Raw genomic sequence first — 22941 nt, 5'->3', positions numbered from 1 at the left:
GATCACAGGGAGCAACCGGAAATGGGTTCGGTTCGCGTAGCCATCGTCGGCGTGGGCAACTGCGCCGCCTCGCTGGTGCAGGGTGTCGAGTACTACAAGGACGCCGACCCGGCCGGCAAGGTCCCCGGGCTGATGCACGTCCAGTTCGGTGACTACCACGTCCGTGACGTGGAGTTCGTCGCCGCGTTCGACGTGGACGCCAAGAAGGTCGGCTTCGACCTGGCCGACGCCATCGGCAGCAGCGAGAACAACACCATCAAGATCTGCGACGTGCCGCCGACCGGTGTGACCGTTCAGCGCGGCCACACCCTCGACGGCCTCGGCAAGTACTACCGGGAGACCATCGAGGAGTCGGACGAGGCCCCGGTCGACGTCGTCCGGGTCCTCAAGGACAAGCAGGTCGACGTCCTGGTCTGCTACCTGCCCGTCGGTTCCGAGGCCGCGGCCAAGTTCTACGCCCAGTGCGCCATCGACGCCAAGGTCGCCTTCGTGAACGCCCTGCCGGTGTTCATCGCGGGCACCAAGGAGTGGGCGGACAAGTTCACCGAGGCCGGCGTGCCGATCGTCGGTGACGACATCAAGTCCCAGGTCGGCGCCACCATCACGCACCGCGTGATGGCCAAGCTGTTCGAGGACCGCGGTGTCGTCCTCGAGCGCACCATGCAGCTGAACGTCGGCGGCAACATGGACTTCAAGAACATGCTCGAGCGCGAGCGCCTGGAGTCCAAGAAGATCTCCAAGACCCAGGCCGTCACCTCGCAGATCCGCGACCGCGAGCTGGGCGCCAAGAACGTCCACATCGGCCCCTCGGACTACGTGGCCTGGCTGGACGACCGCAAGTGGGCCTACGTCCGCCTGGAGGGTCGCGCCTTCGGCGACGTCCCGCTGAACCTGGAGTACAAGCTCGAGGTCTGGGACTCCCCGAACTCCGCCGGCGTCATCATCGACGCCGTCCGCGCCGCGAAGATCGCCAAGGACCGCGGCATCGGCGGCCCGATCCTGTCGGCCTCCTCGTACTTCATGAAGTCCCCGCCGGTCCAGTACTTCGACGACGAGGCCAAGGAGAACGTCGAGAAGTTCATCCGCGGCGAGGTCGAGCGCTGAGCAGGCACGTGCCGAGCAGGTGAGCGCTGAGCAGGCGAGCTGACCGCTCATAGCTCCCGGGAAGGGCCCACGATCACGGGATCGTGGGCCCTTCACGTTTCCGCAGCGAATGTTTCACGTGAAACGGTCCCCGGATCCATGGCACCCTGGGCGGGTGGCGATCACCGAGAACGGCAGCACCCACCAGTCCGCGCACCGCGCCACGCTCCTCGGTCTGCTCCGGGGCCGGGACTTCCGGCGGCTGCTGACCGCCCGGGTGCTCTCCCAACTCTCGGACGGCGTCTTCCAGGTCTCGCTCGCCGCCTACGTGGTCTTCTCCCCCGAGAAGCAGTCCTCCCCCGCCGACATCGCCTCGGTGCTGGCCGTGATGCTGCTGCCGTTCTCGGTGATCGGCCCGTTCGCCGGCGTGCTGCTGGACCGCTGGCGCCGCCGCCAGGTGCTCTACTTCGGCAACCTCGCCCGCTTCGGGCTGGGCCTGGGCACCGGCGCGCTGCTCCTGGTCCAGGCGCCGACCTGGCTGTTCTTCGCCTCCGCGCTGCTGGTGACCGCGCTCAACCGGTTCATCCTGGCCGGACTGTCCGCCGCCCTGCCCCGGGTGGTGGAACAGGACCAGCTGGTCACCGCCAACGCGCTCTCCCCGACGCTCGGGACGGTCGCCGCCGCCTCGGGCGGAGGCATCGGCTTCCTGCTGCACCAGGTGATGGCCCCCGGGCCGCGGGCGGACGCCGCCCTGGTCACCGTCGCCTCGCTGCTGTACCTGTCGGCCGCGCTGGCCGCCCGCCGGATGGACCGTGACCTGCTCGGCCCGGAGAAGCAGGGCGACCACCCGGCGCTCGGCCAGGCGCTGGTCCGAGCCGCCGTCGAACTCGGCGCCGCCGTGCGCCACCTGCGCCGGGACTGCCGGACGGCCGTGCACGCGCTGGCCGCCGTCACCGCGGCCAGGTTCTGCTACGGCGTGCTGATCGTGGTCGTGGTGATGCTCGCCCGGTACACCTTCAACGACCCCGCCGACAGCGCGGCCGGGCTCGCCACCCTCGGCCAGGCGGTCGGGCTGTCGGCCGCCGGGTTCTTCGTGGCCGCCGTGGTCAGCCCCTGGTGCACCCGGCGGCTGGGCCTGGCCGGCTGGATGACAGCCTGCCTGGTCGCCCCCGTCGTCTTCGTGCCCGCGCTGGGCCTGTTCTTCGCCCCCGTGCCCTGCCTGATCGCGGCGCTGCTGCTCGGGGTGGTCACCCAGGGCACCAAGATCTGCGCCGACACCGTGGTCCAGGAGTCGGTCGAGGACGAGTACCGCGGCCGGGTCTTCGCCATCTACGACGTGCTGTTCAACGTCGCCTTCGTGGCCGCCGCCCTGGTCACCGCGCTGGTGCTGCCGTTGTCCGGCCGTTCGGCCGCGGTGGTCGTCGGGGTGGCCGCGGTGTACGCGCTCACCGCGGCGCTCTACCTGCGGGCCGCCCGACGGTCCGGTCCGCTGCCGGGTGACCGGCTGCACTGAAACCGCCGTGTCCCGGAATCGGCACCACCTCGTCCCGAAGTCCTTCCCCGGCCTGCGGACCGATTGCGTCCGAGTGAGTCGCTAAGGTACCTAGACCTGTCGGAACGACAGCACTTGGTCTCGGGGGACGAACTGATGAGCACGCCACCCGGCCCGTACGGGCCGCCACCTCCTGCGCCACCGCCCGCTCCGGCGGCGTCGGCGGCGCCGGCCGGTTTCGGTCCGCCGCCGCCGGGCTACGGGCAGGCGCCCTACGGGCAGCAGTCCTACGCCCAGGCGCCGCACGGGCAGGCCCCCTACCCCCAGGTGCCGTACGGGCAGCCGCAGCCGTACCCGCAACAACAGCCGTACGGGCAACAGCCGTACCCGGGGCCGTACGGCCCTGCGCAAGCCGCCCCGACGCCCCCGGCCGCCCCCGCCCGACGCGGCGGCCGGTCCAAGCTGCGGGTCGTCGGTGCCGTCGGCGGTTGCGCCGCCCTGGCCGTCGCCTACTTCGTGGCCGGACCGAGCGTCAGCAGCGCCAAGGTCGGCGACTGCGTCCGGGTGAGCGGCCGCAGTGCCGTCGAGATCGTCAAGTGCACCGACTCGACAGCGAATTACAAGGTGCTGGCGAAGTTCACCGGCACCACCGACGTGACCCGCTGCCGACAGACACCACAGACCACGAGTGCCGTCTCGGGCAAGAGCGGCCGCCGCTGGAACACGAAGCGGTACGTGCTCTGCCTCGGGCCGCTGGCCCCCACCGGCTCCAACACCACCGGCAACCCGCCGGTGAAGAAGTCCTGACCTCGTCGACCATCACCCTTTCCGGGGGGACCACTTGTCCGTTCCGCCTCCGCCCCAGATGCCGTACGGCCCCCCGCCGGGCGACGGCAACCCCTACGCCGGCGCCGGCCCGTACGGCCCGCCGGCCCCGCCGCCGCCCCCGGGCCAGCCCGGGTACGGCTACCCGAGCGCCCCGCCGCCGGAGCAGCCGTACGGCGCCCAGCCGCCCGGCTACGGCTACGGGTACCCGCCGCCGCCCCCGATGGGCGGTCAGACCTGCCGCTTCTGCGGCGGCTACCCGGCGGTGAGCGCCACCGTCCGCGGCCACCAGGGCCTCGTCCTGGCCTACCGGATGCTGCGGATGCACGGCCCGTTCTGCCGGACCTGCGGCACGGCCACCGTGCGCGACATGTCCGCCCGGACTTTCGTCCAGGGCTGGTGGAGCCCGGCGTCGCTGATCCTGGCACCGATCACCCTGCTGATGAACCTGGCCGCCAACGGCCGGATCAAGCGGCTGCCGCCGCCGGTGCCGGGCACCCACGGCCCGCAGCTCGACCCGGGCGTCCCGCTCGGCCGGCGACCGCACACGGCCATGCTGCTGGTCCCGGTGTCGTTTGCGCTCACGGTGCTCCTGGCGGCCACCGGGGTGCTCGGCCCGAAGGACGACGACACCCACGCCGGCCCGGGGCCGTCACCGACGGGCTTCACCTTCTCGCCGAAGCCGCTGCCGATGCCCACCTACACCCCGCCGAGCTTCCCCTCGCCGTCCTTCAGCCTGCCGCCGATGCCGAGCATCACCGTGCCGCCGATCACCACCCCGAGCGACGACTCGTCGGACGGCGGCCCGGACGACGCCAAGGTCGGCGACTGCCTGCGCAACGAGAACGGCACCGGCGAGACCACGGACACCCACCCGAAGGTCAGCGTGCTGCCCTGCACCGACTCCAAGGCCCAGTACAAGGTGGTGTACAAGTACCTCGCCACCTCCGACCAGAAGGTCTGCGAGAAGCAGCCGAAGGCGGACAGCTGGTACACCAGCAAGCACCCCAACCTTCCCGCCCTGGACTACGTGCTCTGCCTCAAGCAGCTGACGTAGCCCGCGCCCGCACGACCGCGAGGGGTGGCCCCGGCCGAGTCGCCGGGACCACCCCTCGCGTCGTGAACGGACCTCAGCCCTGCTGCTCGGCCCACCAGGCCCGCAGCGCCGCCACCGCCTCGTCGTGCTCCATCGGTCCGTGCTCCAGCCGCAGTTCGAGCATGTGCTTGTACGCCCTGCCGACCTGCGGGCCGGGCTTGACGCCGAGCAGCTCCATGATCTGGTTGCCGTCCAGCGCCGGGCGGACGGCGTCCAGCTCCTCCTTCGCCTTCAGCTCGGCGATCCGCTCCTCCAGGCCGTCGTAGGTGCGCGACAGCGCGGCGGCCTTCTTGCGGTTGCGGGTGGTGCAGTCCGAGCGGGTCAGCTTGTGCAGGCGCTCCAGCAGCGGCCCCGCGTCGGTCACGTAGCGGCGCACCGCGGAGTCGGTCCACTCACCGCCGCCGTAGCCGTGGAAGCGCAGGTGGAGCTCGACCAGGCGGGAGACGTCCTCGGTGAGCTCCTTGGAGTACTTCAGCTCGCGCATCCGCTTGCGGGTCATCTTGGCGCCGACCACCTCGTGGTGGTGGAAGGAGACCCGGCCGTCCGGCTCGAAGCGCCGGGTGCGCGGCTTGCCGATGTCGTGCAGCAGCGCGGCCAGGCGCAGGGTGAGGTCCGGGCCGTCCTGCTCCAGCTCGATGGCCTGCTCCAGGACGGTCAGCGAGTGCTCGTAGACGTCCTTGTGGCGGTGGTGCTCGTCGCGCTCCAGCCGCAGCGCGGGCAGCTCGGGCAGCACGTGGTCGGCCAGGCCGGTGTCGACCAGCAGCCGCAGGCCCTTCACCGGGTGCTCGGCCAGCAGCAGCTTGTTCAGCTCGGCCTGCACCCGCTCCGCCGAGACGATGGTGATCCGCTCGGCCATCGCCGTCATCGCGGCGACCACCTCGGGCGCCGGGTCGAAGTCCAGCTGGGCGGCGAAGCGGGCGGCCCGCATCATCCGCAGCGGGTCGTCGGAGAAGGACTCCTCGGGAGTGGCGGGGGTGCGCAGCACCCGGGCCTCCAGGTCCTCCAGGCCGTGGTGCGGGTCGACGAAGCCGCGGCCGGGCAGGTCGACGGCCATCGCGTTGACCGTGAAGTCCCGGCGGACCAGGTCCTCCTCGATGGTGTCCCCGTAGGTGACCTCGGGCTTGCGGGAGGTGCGGTCGTACGCCTCGGAGCGGTAGGTGGTGATCTCGATCAGGAAGGAGCCCTCGGGGGTGTCCTTGCGGGCGCCGACCGTGCCGAAGGCGATGCCGACGTCCCAGACCGCGTCAGCCCAGCCCTTGACCAGCTTGAGCACCTGCTGCGGGCGGGCGTCGGTGGTGAAGTCGAGGTCGTTGCCGAGCCGGCCGAGCAGCGCGTCCCGCACCGAACCCCCGACCAGCGCCAGCCGGTGACCGGCTCCCTGGAACCGCCGGGCGATCTCGTCGGCGACCGGCGACACCCGCAGCAGTTCTTGCAGTCCGAGGGTCTGGGCCTCGCTCAGGCCTGGGACGACCGGGGCGGCGGCGGGGGAACGGTCGGTGCGCGCGGTGGACTCATTGGCAGTGGACACGGCTCACAAGGGTACGTGGCCCGGGAGGTCAACCGCCCGCGCGTTTTGGGCGTCTCATCCCACAGCCCGCAACACTGCACGCCAGGCTGGATCGTTACCATGCCGGTGGACGAGTCTCGCGCACCGGAACCGGGGATGCGGTGTCGCGTGCCGCCGGAGCCGACGGAACCGTCCGCGGCGGCAGTGCGGCGGACAGCGTCAAGCGGAGTACGTCGAGCGGGGAACGTCAGGCGCCAACGCCGGGCGGACAGCATCAGCAGCGAGCGATCGATCGAGAACGGCAGGGCGAAACGAGTGAGTGAGCCGGCACGGCACTCGGGTCTGGGGGCGCACCGACAGCCTGGACGGGCCGCGGGCCCCGCCGAACGTCCCGCGAGGAGCACCGCCGACGAACGGAGCCCGGGCCGCCGCGCCCGTCGCCTTGCCGCCGCCTTCGGGGCCGCCCTGGCCCTGTTCGCGGCGGCCCCTGCGGTGGCCCTGCCGGCCGGCGGCGACGCCACGGCCACCGCCGAGTCCCCGGTCGTGCTGACCATGGAGACGGTGAATCCGCAGGTCGCCGCCCCGAACGGCACCGTGACCATCAGCGGGCACGTCACCAACGGCGGCAAGTCGGTGCTCAAGGGAGCCCACGCGGCGATCCGCAAGCCGGCCTCGAAGCCGATGCAGCGGCGCAGCGAGCTGCAGCTGATGGCCACCCGCAGCGGCCCCGGCGTGGAGCTGGACAGCCCGCAGTACGCCCTGCCGGAGCTGAACCCGGGCCAGAGCCAGGCGTACACCCTGAGCGTCGCGGTGAGCGACCTCGGGCTGTCCGAGAGCGGTGTCTACGAGCTCGCGGTGGACGCCTGGGGCGCGACCGCCGACAACCCGCACGACCGGGTCCTGGGCCTCGCCCGCACCTTCCTGCCGTACAACCAGGGCGGCGACGCCCAGCCGACGAAGGTCACCACGCTCTGGCCGCTGGTGCATGCGCCGGTGCTGGCCGCGCAGACCGTCGCCGACAACGACCAGACCGTCCCGGTGCTGCGCGACGACAGCCTGGCCGCCGAGTTCGCCCCGGGCGGCCGGCTGTACGAGCTGGTGGACACCGGCGCCAAGCTGCCCGACCTGACCTGGGTCGTCGACCCGGACCTGTTGGACGCCGCGTTCGCGATGACCAACAAGCAGTACCGGGTGCAGAAGCCGGGCGCGGCGGCGGGCAAGCCCGCCAGGGACGACAACACCGTCGCCGGGACCGGTTCGGCCGCCGCCGCGGCCTGGCTGGACAAGCTGCGCGCGGCCGTCGCCAAGCCGGGCAGCCAGGTGGTCTCGCTGCCCTACGCCGATCCCGACCTCGCCTCGATCGCGCACAACGGCGCCGACCTGGCCGGGATGGGCACCGCCCTGAACAAGGCGGCCACCGCCGGCCGGCTCACCGTCGAGGGCCGACTGTCGGTGGACACCCGTTCGGACGTGGCCTGGCCGTACCAGGGCTACGTCGACCAGCAGATCACCGGCATCGCCCGGCAGGCCGGCAGCGGGCTGGTCCTGGTCAACGGCGCGAGCATGCCGGAGCCGGACTCGGTGAACTACACCCCGACCGCGGTGCGCCCGATCGGCAACGGCCAGAACGCCCTGGTCGCCGACGACACGGTCTCCTCGCTCTTCCAGAAGGACCTGGCCAGTCCGAAGGACCAGACCGAGGCGACCCAGCGCTTCCTGGCCGAGACCTTCACGATCACCCACGAGCAGCCGCAGAACCAGCGCGGGCTGCTGATCATGCCCCCGCGCGAGCTGTCCGCCGCCACCGCCAAGGTGCTGGCCGGCGCGCTGCAGACGGCGGGCGACAAGTGGCTGACCCCGGTGAAGCTGGACACCCTGGCGCAGTCCGCGCCGGACCCGAAGGCCAACACCACCGTTCCCTCCCCGACCGACTACCCGACCCAGGCCCGGGCCAGCGAACTGTCGGCCTACGACCTGAGCGGCACCGACAAGATCCAGCACGACCTGGACACCCTGATGAGGGTGCTCACCCTGCCGCAGCGGGTGCGCGGCCCGTTCAGCGCCGCGATGGTCCGCTCGTTGTCCACCGAGTGGCGCACCCAGGGAGCCGTGGGCGACTCCTACCGCGAGGGTGTCGGCAAGTACCTGACAGACCTCACCGACGCCGTCAAGGTCCCGGAGAAGACGGCGGTCACCCTCGCCGGGAACACCGGCCTGCTCCAGGTCAGCGTGAAGAACGACCTCACCCAGACGGTCACCAACCTCAAGCTGGTGCTCACGTCCACCCAGCCGAACAGGCTGTCGGTGAGCAAGGAGGAGGAGCTGGTCATCCCGGCCTCGCAGAGCGTCACTCTGCGGTTCCAGGCCGCGGCCCGCAACAACGGGCCGGTCAACATGACCGCCCAGCTCTGGACCACCGGCCCCAACCCGCAGAAGTACGGCGAGGCCAAGACCTTCCGGGTCGAGGTCACCTCGGTGACCAACGGGGTGCTGTACGTCTTCGCGGGCGCCGGTGTCCTGCTGCTGCTGGCCGCCCTGCGCTTCGTCCGCCAGCGCAAGCGCCGCGGCGGGCAGCCGCACGAGGACGGCGACCAGCCGGTCGGGGACGGCCCCGCGCCGGACGGCGCCGGGGGTGCCGCCGAGGCCGGTCCCGAGGCCCCCTCGGAGGAGCCTACGGAGGGGCCGACGGGACGCCCGGCGGAGGACCCCGCCGGGGACGGTCCCGCGCAGACACCGCGCGCCAGCAGCCCGGATGGCCGGGATCGGGCCGCCAGTGATGAGAAGGTTGGTCCTTGATACCGCCGATCCCCCGCAACGCCGGGCCGGCCTCCCCCCACGACAGCGAAGAGGTGACATGACCGGGCGCAGCGAGGAGCGGCCGCCGGGCCGCGGTGAGAGCCGGCCGGGCGCCGAGTCGCCGTCCGGCGACTGGTACGTGGCCGATACCTACGCCCAGGACCCGTACGCCGCCGAGGCGTACGGGGCCCCGCAGGACGACCAGGACCCGTACGGCCTGCGGGCCGGCCGGCCCGCGGCACCGCAGCCGCCGGCCACCGCGTACGACGTGCCGCCGCAGCTGCCGCCGCAGGGCGGCGGCTACCCGACGCCGGTGCCCCCCGCACCGGCCGAGTTCACCTCGCCGACCCCGTTCACGCCCCCGGTGCCTCCGGTGCAGCCCGGCTGGGACACCCCGGCGCAGGCCGCCTGGCCGCAGCAGCAGCAGGCCGCGCCGGCCGGCGACCAGTGGGGCGGCGGCGCCCAGCAGCCTGCGCCGCAGTGGGCGCCGGGCCCGGCGCACTCGACCTGGGACTCCGAGACCACCGAGTACGTCGGGGTGGACGCGCTGTTCGGCGGCCACCAGCAGGCGGAGGCCGCGGCCCAGCCGCCGGTGCCCCCGCCCACCCCGGCCCAGCCCAGCGCACCGTACCCGTCGGCGGGCGGCTACCCCGGGCAGCCGCTGTACGGCGCCCCGGACGGGCAGCGCCCGTTCGTGCCCCCGATCGAGTTCGACCCCCCGCTCTCCGAGGAGGAGGCCACCATGCAGGTGGCCGCCGTGGCGGTGCCCCCGGCGGTCGAGCCGCTCGGGGACCACACCCGGGAGCACACCGCGCAGCAGGAACAGGCCGCCGAACCGGCCCCGGCCTCCGGTGGCGGTGGCGGCAAGGTCGCCAGCCTGCTGAACTCCAGCGCGATCATGGCGGCCGGCACCCTGGTCTCCCGGGGCACCGGCTTCCTGCGGACGATGGTGATCGCCGGTGCGATCGGCATCGCGGTCATGGGTGACTCGTACAACGCGGCGAACACCCTGCCGACCCTGCTGTACATCCTGATCGGCGGCGGCGCGCTGAACGCCGTCTTCGTGCCGCAGCTGGTGCGCAGCATGAAGAACGACGAGGACGGCGGCACCGCCTACGCCAGCCGGCTGCTCACCCTGGTGATGGTCGGGCTCGGCGGCGTGGTGTTCCTCGCGGTGCTCGGGGCGCCCCTGCTGGTGCAGCTGATCGCGCACCCCATGATGTCGAACGCGGCCCGCGCCGACACCACCGTGGCGCTGGCCCGGTACTGCCTGCCGACCATCTTCTTCATGGGCGTCCACGTGGTGATGGGCCAGGTTCTGAACGCCCGTGGGCGGTTCGGCGCCATGATGTGGACCCCGGTCCTCAACAACATCGTGGTGATCTTCACCTTCGGCGCGTACATCTGGGTCTACGGCGGTTACAACGGCACCCAGGTCACCCCGGAGAACATCTCCCCGGAGGGCGTCCGGCTGCTCGGCCTGGGCACCCTGCTCGGCCTGGTGGTCCAGTCGCTGGCGATGATCCCCTACCTGCGGGCCGCGGACTTCCACTACCGGCCGCGCTTCGACTGGCGCGGCCACGGCCTGGGCAAGGCGGCCCGGCTGGCCAAGTGGACCTTCTTCTTCGTGCTCGCCAACCAGGCCGGCTACCTGGTCATCACCCAGCTGGCCACCGCCGCCGGCAGCGCCGCCGAACAGGGCGGTCACGGCGGTGTCGGCCTGTCGGCCTTCTCCAACGCCCTGCTGATCTGGCAGCTCCCGCAGGCCGTCATCACCGTCTCGATCATGAGCGCGGTGCTCCCCCGGCTCTCCCGGGCGGCGGCCGACGAGGACGCCGGCGCCGTCCGCGACGACCTGTCGTACGGGCTGCGCACCACGGCCGTGGCGGTCGTCCCGGCGGCCTTCCTGTTCCTGGCGCTCGGCCCGGCGATCGGCCGCTCGATCTACGCGGTCGGCGGCGGCGGCACGGCGCTGGACAACGCGACCAACGTCGGCCTGATGCTCTCGGCCTTCGCGCTCGGGCTGATCCCGTACTCGGCCCAGTACGTGATGCTGCGCGGCTTCTACGCCTACGAGGACACCCGGACGCCGTTCTCCAACACCGTCTGGGTGGCCGCCTGCCAGGCCGGCTTCTCGCTGATCTGCTGGGTCGCGCTGCCCTCGCAGTGGACGGTGACCGGGATGGCCTTCGGCTACGGCCTCGCCTACGCCGTCGGAGTGACGGTCGCGGTGCCGAAGCTGAAGAAGAAGATCGGCGGGCTGGACACCAAGCGGATCGGCAAGACCTACAGCCGGCTGGCCGCCGCCTGCGTCCCGGCCGCGGCGGTCGGTCTCGGCGTCAGCCTGGCGGTCCAGCAGGTGATCGGCGGCTGGGCGGGCAGCGTGCTGTCGGTGGTCCTGGCCGGCGGTCTCCAGCTGGTGGTGTTTGTGTTCATCGCGAAGCGCCTGCGGATCGAGGAGATGAACGCCATGCTGGGCATGGTCCGCGGCCGACTGGGTCGCTGACCACCGCGCCAACCGGCCGGACGGACGGGCGCCCTGACCGGGCGTCAACCGGGGCGGTCCACCGCCTCCGCCCGTCCGGCCGAATGCCGTGCCGCCACCCCCACCCGGGCTTCCCGGGCCCACAAGGTGGCGGCCCGGTGTCGGATCTGCACCACATCTCTCCACCCCTGGGCAACCGAGCGGACCTTTCAGCGGTCGTACCCGGTGGGGAAGAGTGGGCACAATTGTCCTGGAGCACAGGGCGGCCAATCCGCGGGCTCCAGCGACTCTCTCAGCCGGGGCGACACAAGGGGAGGCAGGACCACGGTGGCTGATGGCACCAAGGCGGTCGTCGACACGTCAGCAGCTGACGCGGCGGCGGACGAGGCCGCACTGGCCGCGGCGATCGACGGGCTCGGGGACGGGAAGACCGCCCCGGCGGACGCCGCCGACGCCTCCTCCACGGACGCCCCCGAGGCCGACGACGAGGACGATCCCGGGACCGACGACGAGGACGATCCCGCGGCCCCCGGGCAGGAGGCCTCCGTCGGCGAGGAGACCTCGGAGATCACCGCCCCGCTCTCCGTCCAGGAGATCGCCGCCGAACTGGCCGCCGGCACCGTCCGGAAGAAGGCCGCCCCCACTCCCGCCCCCGAACCGGCCGCCGCCAAGCGACTCCCCACCGACCCCCAGCCCACGGTCGACCCGCGCGACACCGCCACCCTCCCGCGCACCCTCCCCGCGCCGATGCGGCACAGCGGCGACCGGATCGGCCACCGGTACCGGCTCGAGGAGTGCATCTCCCAGACCGAGACCTTCAGCAGCTGGCGCGCCGTCGACGAGAAGCTGCGCCGGGCCGTCGGCGTCCACCTGATGGCCTCCGGCCACCAGCGCGCCCGCAAGGTGCTGGCCGCCGCCAAGTCCGCCGCCCTGCTCGGCGACCCGCGCTTCGTCCAGGTGCTGGACGCCGTCCAGGAGGGCGAGCTGGTCTACGTCGTGCGGGAGTGGCTGCCGCACGCCTCCGACCTCGCCAAGCTGATCGCCGACGGCCCGATGGAGCCGCACGAGGCGTACCAGATGGTCCGCCAGGTCGCCGACGCCGTAGCGGCCGCCCACCGGCGCGGCCAGGCCCACCTGCGGCTCACCCCGCGCTGCGTGCTGCGCACCGACAGCGGCCAGTACCGGATCAACGGCATCGCGGTGGACGCCGCCCTGCGCGGGCTGCCCGACGAGGACACCACCGACGACGCCCAGCGCGCCGACACCCGCGCGATCGGCGCACTGCTGTTCGCCGCGCTCACCCACCGCTGGCCGTACCCGGAGGACCGCTACGACCTCAAGGGGCTGCCGAAGGGCCTCCAGAACGCCGCGCCGGACCAGGTCCGCGCAGGCGTCCACAAGGGTCTGTCCGAGCTCGCCGCGCGGGCCCTGTTCGACCACCCCCCGCACCACGCCGAGCCGATCACCACGCCGGAGGAGCTGGTCCGGGCGATCGCCCGGATGCCCAAGATCCGCCAGCCCGAACCGGAGCTGCCCGCCTTCCAGGCCCCGCCCCGGCACAACACCCACGCCCTGCCGACGGCACCCATCCCGACCCGGGTCGCCGACACGGAGGTCTCCCCGCTGCCGGCCTCGTCCCGGCCGACCGCCTCCCGCCGCACCAAGCGCCGGCTGCGCCGGGCGGTCAAGGCCACCGCCTGGACGGTCGCGTTGGGCGCGATCGGCGTCGCCTCCTGGCAGTTCGTCGACAACCTTCGCAACACCGGGCCGGCCCACGCCGCCCCGCAGTCCCCGGGCGGCAGCACCTCGCCGAGCCCGCAGGCCAGCACCCACAGCCCGGTGCCGATCCAGATCAGGGACGTCTTCTCCTACAACCCGCGGGGTGACTCCCCGGAGTCCACCTACCTGCTGCCGAAGGCCTTCGACGGGGACCCGAACACGGCCTGGTCCACCAAGCAGTACTTCGACCCCTTCGGGACCAAGCCGCCGCTCAAGGACGGCACCGGCCTGCTCATCGACCTCGGCTCGGCCCAGCAGGTCAGTTCGGTGAACGTCCAGTTCGTCGGGGTCACCACGGCCGAGCTGCGGGTGCCCAACGCCCAGGCCGCCGTCAGCCCGCAGGGCGCCCAGCCCGAGGCGTACAACGTGTTGGACAAACAGACGGGCAGCACGGTCGACTTCACTCTCAGCAGCCCGACGAACACGCGCTACCTCTTGATCTGGCTGACCAGCCTGCCGAAGGATACGGAAGGCAAGTGGCGCGGACAGGTGGCCGAGGTCAAGGTCTTCGGCTGACGGCGCCCCCTCGCACACCGGACGACAGCGGCAAGGGGTGGCAGTGGCGGAGGACGACGCGGCGTTGCTCGCCCGGCACGTCGCCGGGGACCCGGAGGCCTTCGGGCTGCTGGTGAACCGCCACCGCGACCGGCTCTGGGCGGTCGCGCTGCGCACCCTCGGCGACCGCGAGGAGGCCGCCGACGCCCTCCAGGACGCCCTGGTCTCCGCCTTCCGCGCCGCCGCCGGCTTCCAGGGGCGCTCGGCGGTCACCACCTGGCTGCACCGGATCGTGGTCAACGCGTGCCTGGACCGCGCCCGGCGCAGCGCCGGCCGCCGCACCACCCCGCTGGGCGACGACCCCCAGCGGCTGGACACCCTGGTCGGCGCCGCCGAACCGGCCGACTCCCCGGTGGTCCGCGCCGAGCTGCACCGCGAGGTGACCGCGGCGCTCGCCGAACTGCCCCCCGAGCAGCGGGCCGCCCTGGTCCTGGTCGACATGCAGGGCTACCCGGTCGCCGAGGCCGCCGAGCTGCTGGGCGTCCCGGTGGGCACGGTGAAGAGCCGCTGCGCACGCGGCCGAGCCCGGCTGCTGCCCCTGGTCCGGCACCTGCGCGAGGCGGACGGCGGCTCCGGTGTTCCACGTGGAACACCGCAGCGCGGAGCGCCGGACCGCCGGGCTCCCACCCGGGAGGCCTCCGCAAGGGACGACGCCCAGGGGAACCCGACGGGCCCCCGCACCGTCACAGGGACAGGCCCGAACACCGGCCGGACGATGCTGGAAGGAGATGCGAGCACGCGATGAGCGACCCCCTCTCCTCCCACCGCCCCGTCGGCGCCCACCCCTCCGTGGAGGAGCTCGCCGACCTCGCCGAGGGGCTGGTCGAGCCCGCCGAGGCCGCCGAGGCACTCCACCGGCACCTGGACGGCTGCGCCGAGTGCCGGGAGACCGTCGACGCGCTGGCCGAGGTGCAGTCGCTGCTCGGTGCCGTCGCGCCCGAGCCGATGCCCGCCGACGTCGCCGCCCGGCTGGACGCCGCCCTGGCCGAGGCCGCCCGCACCGACGCCTCCGCTACCGAGGCTCCCGCCGCCGGGGCGCCCGCTGCCGAACCCGCAGGGAACCCCGGGGAGGGCGCCGGAGGCCGCCGCCTGACGCCCGCTCCCGCGTCCTCCGTACGGCACGCCACGGCCCCCTCAGCGCCTCCGTCCCGTCCCGGCTCGGCCGCCGGCCCCGGCCGCGCCCGCCCGCGTCGGCGGCGAGCCGGTCTGCTGCTCGGCGCGGCAGCCGCGCTGGCCGCCCTCGGACTCGGCGGGGCGCTGTTGCTGAACCCCTCCGCCCCGACCGACCGCCCGGCGATCACCGCAGGAGCCCCGGCGAGCACCTCCGCCGCCGACCAGAGCGCTCGTACCCCCCGCACCGCGGGCCCGGGCACCGCCTACCAGGACGACCAACTGGCCGCCCAGGTCCAGCAGTTGCTGGCCCGCTCCGGCGTTGCTCCGGGGCTGGGCGCCACCGGGCCGGCCAAGTCCGACGCCGCGGCACCCGCGGAAGGCGTGCGGCCCCAACTCAACTCCCCGACCGCCCCCGCCTCCCCCACCACCCAGCCCGCTCCGGACGCCTGCCCGGCCCCCGCCCCGGGCGCCCTGCTGGCCGGCGACCGAGGCAGCTACCGGGGAGCCCCGGTCGAGGTCCTGGTCTACCCGTCCCCGGGCCGGCCCGGTTTCGTGGACGTCTTCCTCCGCTCCCCCGACTGCGGCCCGATCCTGCTGCAGCGGACCGTCCCCGAGGGCTGACCAGCCGTTCCCAGCCGACTGCCGGGTCGTTCCCATGCGATCGACGACCAGGACGCGACGCCACTCCCACACTCCGGGCGCCTGGTACTGATCAGCCTGGGAATGCGGGAGACTGGTCAGTCGTTGTCCCGGGCGGCGGAGCAGACCGCCCTCCCCGCAGCAAACGCGGGTCGCGATGCGAACCAGGAGAAGCAGTGAGCGACGTCCGTAACGTGATCATCATCGGTTCCGGCCCCGCAGGGTACACGGCTGCGCTCTACACGGCCCGTGCCTCCCTCAAGCCGCTGGTGTTCGAGGGGGCCGTCACCGCCGGTGGCGCGCTGATGAACACCACCGAGGTCGAGAACTTCCCGGGCTTCCGGGACGGCATCATGGGCCCGGAGCTGATGGACAACATGCGGGCGCAGGCCGAGCGCTTCGGCGCCGAGCTGGTCCCGGACGACATCGTCGCCGTCGACCTCACGGGTGAGGTCAAGACCGTCACCGACTCCGAGGGCAATGTCCACAAGGCCCGGGCCGTGATCGTCACCACCGGCTCCCAGCACCGCAAGCTGGGCCTGCCGAACGAGGACAAGCTCTCCGGCCGCGGCGTCTCCTGGTGCGCGACCTGCGACGGCTTCTTCTTCCGCGACCAGGACATCGCGGTGGTGGGCGGCGGCGACACCGCCCTGGAGGAGGCGACCTTCCTCTCCCGCTTCGCCAAGAGCGTCACGATCATCCACCGCCGTGACACCCTGCGCGCCTCCAAGGCGATGCAGGAGCGCGCCTTCGCCGACCCGAAGATCCGCTTCGAGTGGGACAGCGCGGTGGAGGCCATCCACGGCGACCCGAAGCTGACCGGCGTCACCCTGCGCGACACCACCACGGGCGAGACCCGCGAGCTGGCCGTCACCGGGCTGTTCATCGCGATCGGCCACGACCCGCGCACCGACCTGTTCAAGGGCCAGCTGGACCTCGACGCCGAGGGCTACCTCAAGGTCGAGGCTCCCTCGACCCGGACCAACATCGAGGGCGTCTTCGGCGCGGGCGACGTGGTGGACCACACCTACCGCCAGGCCATCACCGCGGCCGGCACCGGCTGCTCCGCCGCACTGGACGCCGAGCGCTACCTGGCCGCCCTGGACGACCTGGAGACCAAGGCCGCCGCCGTCGTGGCGGTCTGACTCCCTCACCACCGACCGACCCCCTGCGGGGGTGTTCCACGTGGAACACCCCCGCCCCGGCCAGGCAGAAACAGAAACGGCCCGCCCGTTGTTCTCCTGGCAGCCCCCCTCCGTCCGAACCCGAGGAGTTCCCGTGGCCGGCGCCACCACCACCGTCACCGACGCGACGTTCAAGTCCGACGTCCTGGAGAGCGACAAGCCCGTACTGGTCGACTTCTGGGCCACCTGGTGCGGCCCGTGCCGCCAGGTCGCCCCGGTCCTGGAGGAGATCGCGGCCGAGCACGGCGACAAGCTGACCGTCGCCAAGCTCGACGTGGACGCCAACCAGGTGACCGCCGCCGAGTACAACGTCATCTCGATCCCGACCCTGATCCTCTACAAGGGCGGCCAGCCGGTGAAGCAGATCACCGGCGCGCGTCCGAAGGCCGCGCTGATGCGCGAGCTGGACGGCCTGATCTAGGCTCGCCGGTCACCGACCGGACGGCGGCGGGGCTCCCCAGTCGGGGTGCCCCGCCGCCGTCGTTTCCGCCCCACCGCCGCTCTTCTGTCCCGGCCCCTCGCCATCACCGCTGAACGGACCGCCGCGTCTGCGGAGCGGTCCCTCAGAACGGCCGCAGGGCCGGCTCCTTGCGCCCGCCACCGAGCAGCCGTTCCAGCGCGACTTCGACGTCCCCCCGCCAGGAGAGCGTGGTCCGCGCCTCCAGCCGCAGCCGCGGGTAGCGGTGATGCGGTCGTACGGTCTTGAAGCCGACCGCCAGCAGGTGGTCGGCCGGCAGCACGCAGCTGGTCGGCACCCGGCCCGCCGAGCCGAAGGCCTCGATCGCCCGGACCCCGCGCCCGATCAGGTCCTTGGCCACCGTCTGCACCAGCACCCGGCCGAGTCCCTGCCGCTGGTAGCCGGGGAGCACTCGGCTGACCATCAGCTGAACGGCGTCCGGGGAGACCGGGCTGGTCGGGAAGGACTGCGAGCGGGGGACGTACGCGGGCGGCGCGTAGAGCACGAAACCGGCGGGCTGGTCGTCCACGTAGACGATCCGGCCGCAGGACCCCCACTCCAGCAGCACCGCGGAGATCCAGCCCTCCTTCTCCTGCTCCGGTTTCCCGGACTCGACCGCCTCCTTCGCGCTGACCGGGTCCAGCTCCCAGAACACGCAGGAGCGGCAGCCGGTCGGCAGGTCCGTGAGGTTGTCCAGCGTCAGCGGGGCTATCCGCCGTCCCATGGCCCGCACCTCCTCCTCCCTCTCACGATCGAGCATTCCCCCGTGAACGCCGATGGGTGCATGTTTCACGTGAAACGGTGCTCACGTGCAACACGCACCCATCGGGTCGTCGCCCTCGGCCGGCTCAGCCCTGTGACAGCCGGAGACCGTCCTCGCCGGGAGCCATGCTGTCCAGGATCCGGTTGAGGTCCTCCACCGAGCCGAACTCCAACACCACCTTGCCCTTGCCCAGCTTCCCGCCGCGCTGCGACACCTCGACCTTGACCCGGGTGTCGAAGCGGTCCGAGAGCCGGGTCGCCAGATCGTTGAAGGCCGGGGTCAGCAGCTTGCCGGCCTTGGGCGCCGGGCGCGTCGGCTTGGCCTCCGTGTTCATCGTCTTGACGATCTCCTCGGTGGTCCGCACCGAGAGGCCCTCACGGTTGATCCGGGCCGCCAGCTTCTCCTGGTTCTCCGGGTCGGTGAGGCTGCACAGCGCCTTGGCGTGGCCGGCGGACAGCACCCCGGCGGCGATCCGGCTCTGGACGGCCGGAGGCAGCTTCAGCAACCGCAGGGTGTTGGTCACGTGCGAGCGGGAACGGCCGATCCGGTCCGCCAACTCGTCGTGGGTGCAGGAGAAGTCCTGCAGCAGCTGGTCGTAGGCGGCGGCCTCCTCCAGCGCGTTCAGCTCCGCCCGGTGCAGGTTCTCCAGGAGGGCGTCCAGCAGGAGCTTGTCGTCCTCGGTGGCCCGGACGATCGCCGGGATCAGCGTCAGTCCGGCCTCACGGGAGGCGCGCCAACGGCGCTCGCCCATGATCAGCTCGAAGGTCTCGGGCCCCGTCTGACGCACCACCACCGGCTGGAGCAGGCCTACCTCCTTGATGGAGACGACCAGCTCGGCCAGCTTGTCCTCGTCGAAGTACTCGCGCGGCTGTCGCGGGTTGGGCTGAATCGCGTCCACCGACAGCTCGGCGAAGAAGGCACCCGGCCCCGGCGCCGGCTTGGGCTGCTCGATGACCCGCTTGCCGGCGGCCCGGGCCGCCACCGTGCTGCGGTCGGCCGGCAGCGTCGGCACCTCCGTCGGCGAGGTCCGTCCGGTGGCCGTCACCAAGGGCGGCGCCGGCGCGGCCGTCGCGGGCTGCGTCGCCCCGCCGAACAGCGCGTCCAGCCCCTTCCCAAGACCCCTGCTGCGACCGCTCACCGATTACCCTCCGTCGTACCGTGCTGTGCCGCCGGGGCTCCGTGCCCCTGCTGGCCCTCCCGCTGCTGACCCACCAGCGATCCGCCCGGACCCACGGCGCGCAGCGCGAGCTCGCGGGCGGCCTCCAGGTAGGAGAGCGCCCCGGTCGAGCCCGGGTCGTAGGTGAGCACCGTCTGCCCGTAGCTGGGCGCCTCCGAGATGCGCACCGAGCGCGGGATCGCCGTGCTCAGCACCTCGTTGTGGAAGTGGGTCCGGACCTCGTCGGCGACCTGGGCGGCCAGCCTGGTCCGGGCGTCGTACATGGTGAGCAGGATGGTCGAGACGTGCAGCGTGGGGTTGAGGTGGGCGCGCACCAGCTCGACGTTGCGCAGCAGCTGGCCGAGGCCCTCGAGTGCGTAGTACTCGCACTGGATCGGGATCAGCACCTCCTGGCCCGCCACCAGGGCGTTGACCGTCAGCAGGCCCAGCGAGGGCGGACAGTCGATCAGGATGTAGTCCAACGGCTGCTCGTAGGCGGCGATGGCGCGCTGCAGCCGGCTCTCCCGGGCCACCAGCGAGACCAGCTCGATCTCCGCGCCGGCCAGGTCGATGGTGGCGGGGACGCAGAACAGCCCCTCGACGTCCACGACCGGCTGCACCACGTCGGCCAGGGGCTTGCCCTCGACCAGGACGTCGTAGATGGACGGCACGTCGGCGTGGTGGTCGATGCCGAGGGCGGTGGAGGCGTTCCCCTGGGGGTCGAGGTCGACCACCAGGACGCGCAGTCCGTGCATCGCCAGCGAGGCGGCCATGTTCACGGTGGTGGTGGTCTTGCCCACCCCGCCCTTCTGGTTGGCGACCACCATCACCCGGGTGGTGGCGGGCCGGGGCAGCCCCTCGCCCGCTCGGCCGATCGCCTGGACCGCAGCCTGGGCGGCCCGTGCGATGGGCGTGTCATCGATCTGGTCGATGGTCTCCGAGTCCTGCATGGGGCTCAGTGTTTCACGTGAAACCGGAGCGGCAACAGTCGCCGCCCGGTCACGACGGAGGATTCCGGAGAGCAAGGAGCGACGTTTCACGTCAGACACCATGCCCGCTATGCCGGAAATCTGACGTTGCGACACTCCGGTATCCGATCATCGGCCCGGCCGTCACCTGAATGACGACGGGCGGACGGTTCCCTCCTTCCGGAGGGCCGTCCGCCCGCTCTGTCAGGTGTCCGAGGTCGCCCGGCCTCAGCGGCTGCGGCGCCGCGCACCCCGACCGCGCTCGCCGCCCTTGCCGTGGGCGTTGCGGTCGGCCCGGGCCATCTTGGCCCGCCGGGTCGCGGCCTTCACACCACCGGGGCTCTCCCCCGCCTTGACCTGGACCACTCGGGTCGAGGTTTCCAGGGTGCCCTCGCCGACCGCGATCACGCTCCACTCGACCGCGCCGAGCTTGGCCAGTCCGGCCCGGGATTCGGCCAGTTCCTGCTCGGCGCTGTCCCCCTTGAGCGCCAGCATCTGGCCGTGCGGACGCAGCAGCGGCAGCCCCCAGCCGGCCAGCCGGTCCAGCGGCGCCACCGCCCGGGCGGTCACCACGTCCACCGCGAGCTTGCCGACCATCTCCTCGGCGCGGCCCCGCAGCACCGTGACGTTCTCCAGCGCCAGTTCCCGGACGACCTCCTCCAGGAAGGTGGTCCGGCGCAGCAGCGGCTCCAACAGGGTCACCGAGACGTCCTGCCGGGCCAGCGCCACCGGGATGCCGGGCAGCCCGGCGCCGGAGCCGACGTCGCACAGGGTGGAACCGGTCGGCAGCAGCTCGGCGAGCACCGCGCAGTTGAGCACGTGCCGGTCCCAGAGCCGGGGCACCTCGCGCGGGCCGATCAGTCCGCGCTGGACGCCCGCGGTGGCCAGCAGCTCGGTGTAGCGGACTGCTGCCTCGAAGCGGTCACCGAAGACCTCCCGGGCTGCGGCCGGCGCCTCGGCCCGCACGTCCAGCTCGGGCACCTCGGCCGCCCGCCCCTCAGCGTCCGGATCCACGTCCGCCCCCGGACGTCCGGCGGCCCCGCTCTCCGTGTCCATCTCGACCTCTCCGATCCCCGGATCCACCGACCCGCTCAACGCACCGTTTCACGTGAAACATCCCCGCCGGGCCGAGCCCGGCGGAAGGGACGACGACCCCGCCCGCACGAGGCGGACGGGGTCGCGTCCGGTGAAGCTCACCGGCCGCCGGAGCGGCCGGAGGTCGCCCGTCGGCCTCAGGCCGGCAGCACGACCACGCACCGCTGGGGCTCTTCACCCTCGGACTCGCTGCGCAGACCGGCGGCCGCGACCGCGTCGTGGACGACCTTGCGCTCGAAGGGCGTCATCGGCCTCAGCTTGACCTGCTCCCCACTGGTCCTGACCTGCTCCGCCGCCTTGGCGCCGAGGACGGCCAGCTCCTCACGCTTGCGGGCCCGGAAGCCGGCGATGTCCAGCATGAGGCGGCTGCGCTCGCCGGTCTCCCGGTGGACAGCCAACCGGGTCAGCTCCTGCAGTGCCTCCAGCACCTCGCCGTCCTGGCCGACCAGGCGCTGCAGCGCGCGGTCGTTGCCGTCGCTCACGATCGAGACCAGGGCACGGTCGCCCTCGACGTCCATGTCGATGTCACCGTCGAGGTCCGCGATGTCGAGCAGACCCTCGAGGTAGTCCGCCGCGATGTCGCCCTCCTGCTCCAGGCGGGCGATGGCGCTCTCGTCGGCGTTGGCGGCGGCCTCGGCCTCGACGGCGGAGGTGGTGCCTTCCGTCACTGATGGACTCCTTCGGAGTTGGGCCCGTCGGGCGGGCCGGGAACGAAGCTCTGGGGGGCTGCCACAACAGGCCAGGGGCCGGTCAGGACTTCTTCTTCGGCCGCTGGCCGCCGCGCTTGGGCTGCTGGCGGGTGCCCTGCCGGGGGCCGCCGGACTTGGCCGCGGGCTGCTTGGCCGCAGGCTGCTTGGCAGCGGGCTGCTTGGCCGCCGCGGGCTTGCTGCCGGACTCGGCCGGGACGGCGTCGGTCGGCTGCTCGGCCTTGGCGCCCTCACTCGACTCGCTGGCGTCCGACTCCGCCGCCTGCGCGGCGATCGCCTGCTGGCGCTGGGCCTTGGTCTGCCGACGGGGCTGCTGGCGGCGCACCTGCACCGACTCCTCGACCACCGTGGCTGCGGAGGACGCCTCGGCGAGGGCCTCCTTGGACGGGGGCAGCATGCCCCAGAGCGCGCCCTTGATCTCCGTACCGTCCGGGCGCAGTCGGCCGGCCTTCTTCAGCCGCGCCTGGCGCTCCTGGAAGGCCTTGCTGCCCGGGGTCGGGTTGTTGTGGATGACGATCAGCTGCTGGCCCATCGACCAGACGTTGGTGGTCAGCCAGTAGACCAGGACGCCGACCGGGAAGTTGATGCCCATCACGGCGAACATGACCGGGAAGACGTACATCAGCATCTTCTGCTGCTGCATGAACGGCGTCTTCACCGTGAGGTCGACGTTCTTGGTCATCAGCTGGCGCTGAGTGACGAACTGCGACAGCGACATCATGATGATCATCACCGCGGTGACGATCTTGACGCTGATCTCGCTGCTGCCGAGGAAGGTCGCGGAGAGCGGGGCGCCGAGGATGTGCGCCTTGCCGGCGCTGACCAGCAGGGCGCCGTGGATGACGCCGATCGACTTGCCCTTGGCGACCGAGGCGAGCACGCCGTAGAGGGCGGTGAAGAACGGCGCCTGCACGATGATGGGAAGGCAGCTGGAGAACGGGTTGGTGCCCGCCTCCTTGTACAGCTTCATCATCTCTTCCGACTGGCGCTGCCGGTCGTTCTTGTAGCGCTCCTGGATGGCCTTCATCTTCGGCTGGATCGCCTGCATGGCCCGGGTCGCCTTGATCTGCTTCACGAACAGCGGGATCAGGCAGATCCGGATGACGACGACCATCGAGGCGATGGACAGACCCCAGGCCCAGCCACCGTCCGGATCGAAGACGTGGCTGTACAGCGAGTGGAACTGGACGATGATCCAGGACACCGCCGTGTAGAGGGGACTCAGAAAACCGAAGGTCACC

Annotated in this window: 18 protein-coding genes; 11 read left to right on the top strand and 7 right to left on the bottom strand. The window is 72.5% G+C overall.

The genetic code is table 11. The features are described 5' to 3' along the window. The first annotated feature begins 21 nt into the window (after positions 1-21). The 4 genes from ACZ4WV_RS11350 (at position 22) to ACZ4WV_RS11335 (ending at position 4457) form a co-directional block, all read left to right on the top strand. On the top strand, positions 22-1104 hold the full coding sequence (locus ACZ4WV_RS11350; protein ID WP_465745178.1) for an inositol-3-phosphate synthase: 1083 nt from the start codon (positions 22-24) through the stop codon (positions 1102-1104). A 154-nt stretch (positions 1105-1258) separates the two neighbouring features. Next, positions 1259-2596 carry an MFS transporter gene (locus tag ACZ4WV_RS11345; protein WP_465745175.1) on the top strand — a complete coding sequence of 446 codons (1338 nt, stop codon included), beginning with the start codon at positions 1259-1261 and terminating at the stop codon, positions 2594-2596. Between the two features lie 135 nt (positions 2597-2731). After that, positions 2732-3382: an LppU/SCO3897 family protein gene (locus ACZ4WV_RS11340; RefSeq protein ID WP_465745173.1), complete on the top strand. Its 651-nt coding sequence runs from the start codon at positions 2732-2734 to the stop codon at positions 3380-3382. A gap of 58 nt (positions 3383-3440) precedes the next feature. Further along, the gene (locus ACZ4WV_RS11335; protein ID WP_465745171.1) at positions 3441-4457 is read left to right on the top strand and encodes an LppU/SCO3897 family protein; all 1017 of its coding nucleotides are present in this window, start codon (positions 3441-3443) and stop codon (positions 4455-4457) included. A gap of 73 nt (positions 4458-4530) precedes the next feature. Here the strand turns inward: ACZ4WV_RS11335 and ACZ4WV_RS11330 are convergent, their stop codons facing one another. Then, positions 4531-5955 (bottom strand): CCA tRNA nucleotidyltransferase, encoded by a 1425-nt coding sequence (locus ACZ4WV_RS11330; RefSeq protein WP_465745304.1) that lies wholly within the window; start codon positions 5953-5955, stop codon positions 4531-4533. 363 nt (positions 5956-6318) lie between these two features. On the opposite strand from ACZ4WV_RS11330, the gene ACZ4WV_RS11325 reads away from it, so the two are divergent. The 7 genes from ACZ4WV_RS11325 to trxA all read left to right on the top strand — a co-directional run bounded on the left by ACZ4WV_RS11325 (position 6319) and on the right by trxA (position 16975). Beyond that, the gene (locus tag ACZ4WV_RS11325) at positions 6319-8799 is read left to right on the top strand and encodes a DUF6049 family protein (protein WP_465745169.1); all 2481 of its coding nucleotides are present in this window, start codon (positions 6319-6321) and stop codon (positions 8797-8799) included. A 58-nt stretch (positions 8800-8857) separates the two neighbouring features. Beyond that, a complete protein-coding gene (gene murJ / locus ACZ4WV_RS11320) occupies positions 8858-11305 on the top strand; it encodes a murein biosynthesis integral membrane protein MurJ (protein ID WP_465745167.1) in 2448 nt (815 codons plus the stop codon). A 306-nt stretch (positions 11306-11611) separates the two neighbouring features. Then, complete coding sequence (locus ACZ4WV_RS11315; protein WP_465745165.1) at positions 11612-13579, top strand: protein kinase family protein; 1968 nt, start codon at positions 11612-11614, stop codon at positions 13577-13579. Between the two features lie 43 nt (positions 13580-13622). Next, positions 13623-14363, top strand: a complete 741-nt coding sequence (sigM, locus tag ACZ4WV_RS11310; protein ID WP_465745163.1) for an RNA polymerase sigma factor SigM — start codon at positions 13623-13625, stop codon at positions 14361-14363. Beyond that, positions 14360-15352 carry an anti-sigma factor family protein gene (locus tag ACZ4WV_RS11305; protein ID WP_465745161.1) on the top strand — a complete coding sequence of 331 codons (993 nt, stop codon included), beginning with the start codon at positions 14360-14362 and terminating at the stop codon, positions 15350-15352. Before sigM ends, ACZ4WV_RS11305 begins: the two co-directional genes overlap by 4 nt. Before the next feature lie 194 nt (positions 15353-15546). Further along, positions 15547-16515, top strand: a complete 969-nt coding sequence (gene trxB / locus ACZ4WV_RS11300) for a thioredoxin-disulfide reductase (RefSeq protein WP_465745159.1) — start codon at positions 15547-15549, stop codon at positions 16513-16515. Between the two features lie 133 nt (positions 16516-16648). Then, positions 16649-16975, top strand: a complete 327-nt coding sequence (gene trxA, locus ACZ4WV_RS11295; RefSeq protein ID WP_465745157.1) for a thioredoxin — start codon at positions 16649-16651, stop codon at positions 16973-16975. Positions 16976-17117: 142 nt separating this feature from the next. Here the strand turns inward: trxA and ACZ4WV_RS11290 are convergent, their stop codons facing one another. From ACZ4WV_RS11290 to yidC, 6 genes are all read right to left on the bottom strand, one after another. Beyond that, positions 17118-17735, bottom strand: coding sequence for a GNAT family N-acetyltransferase (locus ACZ4WV_RS11290; protein WP_465745155.1), 618 nt, complete (start codon positions 17733-17735; stop codon positions 17118-17120). Positions 17736-17859: 124 nt separating this feature from the next. Further along, a complete protein-coding gene (locus tag ACZ4WV_RS11285; protein WP_465745153.1) occupies positions 17860-18912 on the bottom strand; it encodes a ParB/RepB/Spo0J family partition protein in 1053 nt (350 codons plus the stop codon). Further along, entirely contained in the window at positions 18909-19853 is a 945-nt protein-coding gene (locus ACZ4WV_RS11280; RefSeq protein WP_465745302.1) for a ParA family protein, read from the bottom strand. The genes ACZ4WV_RS11285 and ACZ4WV_RS11280 overlap by 4 nt, the downstream gene beginning before the upstream one ends. A gap of 273 nt (positions 19854-20126) precedes the next feature. Further along, positions 20127-20954, bottom strand: coding sequence for a 16S rRNA (guanine(527)-N(7))-methyltransferase RsmG (rsmG, locus tag ACZ4WV_RS11275; protein ID WP_465745151.1), 828 nt, complete (start codon positions 20952-20954; stop codon positions 20127-20129). Positions 20955-21130: 176 nt separating this feature from the next. Further along, positions 21131-21661, bottom strand: coding sequence for a Jag family protein (locus tag ACZ4WV_RS11270; protein WP_465745149.1), 531 nt, complete (start codon positions 21659-21661; stop codon positions 21131-21133). A gap of 82 nt (positions 21662-21743) precedes the next feature. Continuing rightward, a complete protein-coding gene (gene yidC / locus ACZ4WV_RS11265) occupies positions 21744-22940 on the bottom strand; it encodes a membrane protein insertase YidC (protein ID WP_465745147.1) in 1197 nt (398 codons plus the stop codon). Position 22941 lies beyond the last annotated feature (1 nt).

This window comes from Kitasatospora sp. NPDC029312, assembly GCF_055569215.1.
Note: the sequence above shows the minus strand (reverse complement) of the source record. Positions and strands in the feature narration are given on the sequence as shown.